4 protein-coding genes are annotated in these 3,540 nt (G+C 35.5%); 1 reads left to right on the top strand and 3 read right to left on the bottom strand.

Annotated features, from left to right (window positions below):
* Window positions 1-22 precede the first annotated feature (22 nt).
* A complete protein-coding gene (locus tag ACERII_RS25615) occupies window positions 23-430 on the bottom strand; it encodes a hypothetical protein (protein WP_373645846.1) in 408 nt (135 codons plus the stop codon).
* 426 nt (window positions 431-856) lie between these two features.
* Between ACERII_RS25615 and ACERII_RS25605 the strand changes: the two genes are divergently transcribed.
* Window positions 857-1,288 (top strand): hypothetical protein, encoded by a 432-nt coding sequence (locus ACERII_RS25605; protein WP_373645843.1) that lies wholly within the window; start codon window positions 857-859, stop codon window positions 1,286-1,288.
* A gap of 82 nt (window positions 1,289-1,370) precedes the next feature.
* Here ACERII_RS25605 and ACERII_RS25600 read toward each other — a convergent pair whose 3' ends face one another.
* Together ACERII_RS25600 and ACERII_RS25595 are read right to left on the bottom strand one after the other, a co-directional pair.
* Window positions 1,371-1,904 carry a hypothetical protein gene (locus ACERII_RS25600; protein ID WP_373645841.1) on the bottom strand — a complete coding sequence of 178 codons (534 nt, stop codon included), beginning with the start codon at window positions 1,902-1,904 and terminating at the stop codon, window positions 1,371-1,373.
* Between the two features lie 800 nt (window positions 1,905-2,704).
* Window positions 2,705-3,540, bottom strand: an 836-nt coding sequence (locus tag ACERII_RS25595; RefSeq protein ID WP_373645840.1) for a prolyl oligopeptidase family serine peptidase, incomplete at its 5' end; no start/stop codon positions are given.

Here is a 3,540-nt window from a genome sequence, read left to right as displayed (position 1 = left end):
TTCCTGTTTGTTTCCATTTAAGTCAAACATGACCTTTATTGGAGTTGTATTTATTTATGTTTAATTTTCTTATGGCACCAAAAAGAGAAGCAGCTACCATTATATAAATTGCCAGTCTAAAATCAAATATAACTTCTCGCTCAAGTATTAAAGTAATGATTGGAAAAATGAATCCTCCAGCAAGAAAGAATAATAAAACCTGAATTCTTTTCGTTTGTATTTTCAATTTATGTTCAATTAGATATGCTATTGGAATTAATGTAACAAAAAACAAAGGTCCAAAGATTAGAATCAACCAAACTGTTTCAAAGCTGAAAATGTATAAGAAAAAATTATTAATTTCAATTTTCGAATTATAAAAGTCATGTAACAACATAAAGAAGACAAAAGTTAAAGTTGTTACTGTTAAAGCTGAAAGTTCTCGAAGCATTACATCACCTCTTTTGCATTATTAACCCAACAAATAATTCCACTAACGCTCGCCGTTTGTGCCACAGCAGCGACAACGACCTGTAGTGAACGTTAAAGGAACGTGTAGTAGATAATTCCCGAAATCACTATCAGTGGAATAAAGAAAATACAAATAAACAGTAGAGACTTCTTATAAGCCTTGATATAAGAACGTATATTCATCCCCTTATCTTCATTTGTAGCTAATTCCATTGCTAAGTAGACAATGACTAGCAACGCTATTCCAATACCAATTACCCAACTGATTTCTACCACCTCCAGTTGTTGTGGAATTCTCCCCGTTTCTTCTATAAGGGCAGCGATAGCTTCTTGTGCTAACGCAAACCATTAGAGAAATAATACATAGTATCTTAAAGGACGAAAATAATACCAATGAGGTGGTATTATGATAATTCTTAAAACGATAATTTCTTTAAGCCTAATCTTAAATTTTAGTAATCTAGCTGCTGACAACAGTGTTACAGTTCCTTCACCCAAAGTTATAACAAGTGCTTATACAAATATTCGTGAAAAGGATAATTGGGTTATTGTACCAGGAGGAACAAAAGAAATAACAATCTACGTGGAAGCTCAGAATACTGAAACTGTTCTATTTTGGCTTATCCCTACTGGTACGGAGACATGGTGGGAAAGAAAACTTATTGGGTATGACATAAATGAAGACAAAGGAAACAAATTAAATGAAACTCAAAAGTATTCTTTAACATGGAAGATAGATGAACCTTTCCTTCATAATCATTTAGTAGTGGAGCTTATAGGAAAGAATGAAGTTAAAGATGGTGGCAGTATTAACATTTATATGGAAAATACCAAGTGAATACTGTGATAAGCTTTTCTGCTTCTTGCAGGAATGCACCCGTTAGATTAAGTACACCATTTTCACAATGATATTAGAGTTACTAATCCAAATTAAAACTTTCAATTAAATCACTGGTTTCTTCTAACACTTGTAGTTGCTCATTTAATCTATGTCCATCTATTCTATTTCGATAATCAAGTATATCTACTATTTGGGATACGTAGGAGGTATATTGTTCTAATTCTTGAATCGCTTCAGTATCCAACCTATCAGTAGTAGATTCAAATAAAGCATGACCAACAGCACGTGAAGTCCATGGACTGTTCAAATGATTTATATTTTCAGGAAAGCTAAGTTGTTCACCAATCGTAGTATAATTTCTTGTGAGTAAATAATTATGATAAATCATGCTGTATGCTGATGTTAAAGCTTTTACAAATTCTTCTTTAACATCTTGGTTTTCTAAAGCTCTTTCTAATTCAAATAATACCTCTTCTTGTTGTGATGCGTATTGAACAACGCCCCCAGTTTTCATAGCATTATTTTCTTGATTGTAAGAAAATACGAACCCAGCTAGTATGATATTTAGGATAATTGAACCTCCAATAATTACTTTTAATTTACGAACAGACATAACAGCCTCCTCTTTTTATAAACGCCATTTTTTGAAGTAAACTCCCCATTTCTTTAAGTGCATCACTTCACTAAATCCGTATATTCATTTCTTCAATTTTAACATAAATATCCAAATCCTTCTCTTTCTTATTAGAATTCACATGGCAAATCACATCAAATTCACAAGAAGGAAATATTTATTTCCACCTATGTGAATAGGGGTGTACTAACCTTATCAATCTGTTCAAATCATTCCTTATTCAAATATTCATGGCCCACTCGGCCAATGGAGGAATCAACAACATGGGTTGATATAATAAGGGGAGAAATTTCCCTTAATTAGAAAATGACACCGAAAACAGTTAAAATAGAAGGAGAAATTCCCGCTATTTACTTAATAAAAATGAGAATTTGATTATTTTGGCATGTTAACCGGAAAACCTTCCCTTATTTCCCTCTAACCAAGCTATACTCTGAAGTTTAAGGGGAAAATCTTCCCTTATTTTAAATGATTTATAAAATTTTTGAACTTAGAAAGGTGTCTAGCTATGTGAATAGGGGTGTGAATTACTGTGTGATTTCCTCTATGTTTAAATATAAAACACTGATATAACAACAAAAAAACACATGTGATTCCTGCTGTGAAATCGCATGTGTTTTTGCTTGCGAATGGCTTGTTTGCACCTCTGAAATAAACCCTTAGGAGAATATCTTAGGTACATTTTATGAACCGTCTGAAATCAAGTCTTTAAACATTGATTTCAGACGGTTTCATTTTTGTTCAAAGAGTCATCTAAAATTTTTCAATGATGTTCCTCCCTACTTTGAGTCAGTCAGCGATACCGCGAGCTTATCTAGAATGAATGCATAGCACTCTGCTGCTTCCTTCAAGTGGTTAAAACGACCAGATGCTCCGAAGTGGCCGGCCCCCATGTTTGTTTTGAGCACAAGAACGTTGTCATCGGTTTTCACCGCCCTTAGGCGAGCAACCCACTTAGTCGGTTCCCAATAAGCCACCCGTGGATCATTTAGGCCAGTTGTGATATACATATGTGGATAATCTTTTGCATCCACATTGTCGTATGGACTATATGATTTCATATAAAAATAGTCCTCTTGTTTTCGTGGGTCGCCCCACTCATCCCATTCAAGTGTTGTAAGAGGAATTGTTTCGTCAAGCATTGTCGTGACTACATCGACGAATGGAACTTCAGGAACAATTACCTGAAACAACTCTCCAGCCATGTTGGCTACTGCCCCAACTAACAAACCTCCTGCACTACCTCCGCGGGCAGCCATTTGATTTGGAGTTGTGTAACCTTGTTTAATTAGGTGTTGGGCTGCTGCTATGAAATCAGTGAACGTATTTCTTTTATTTTGCATTTTTCCTTGTTCATACCAATCTCGGCCCATTTCTGAACCACCGCGAACTTGCGCTGTGACAAATACAACTCCCTTGTCCAAGAGAAGGAGACGGTACGGGTTAAAATAAGGATTGCTGTTGGCACCATAAGATCCGTAACCTGATAAGATTAATGGGGCAGGACCTTTACGGAGTGCACCTTCTCGATATACTACAGTCATCGGTACTTTTCTTCCATCATCGGCCTCTGCCCAAACCTGCTCCTGGCGATACAAAGAAGAATCATACTGAC

This window comes from Evansella sp. AB-rgal1, from assembly GCF_041820985.1.
Lineage (GTDB): Bacteria > Bacillota > Bacilli > Bacillales > Salisediminibacteriaceae > Evansella.
Note: the sequence above shows the minus strand (reverse complement) of the source record. Positions and strands in the feature narration are given on the sequence as shown.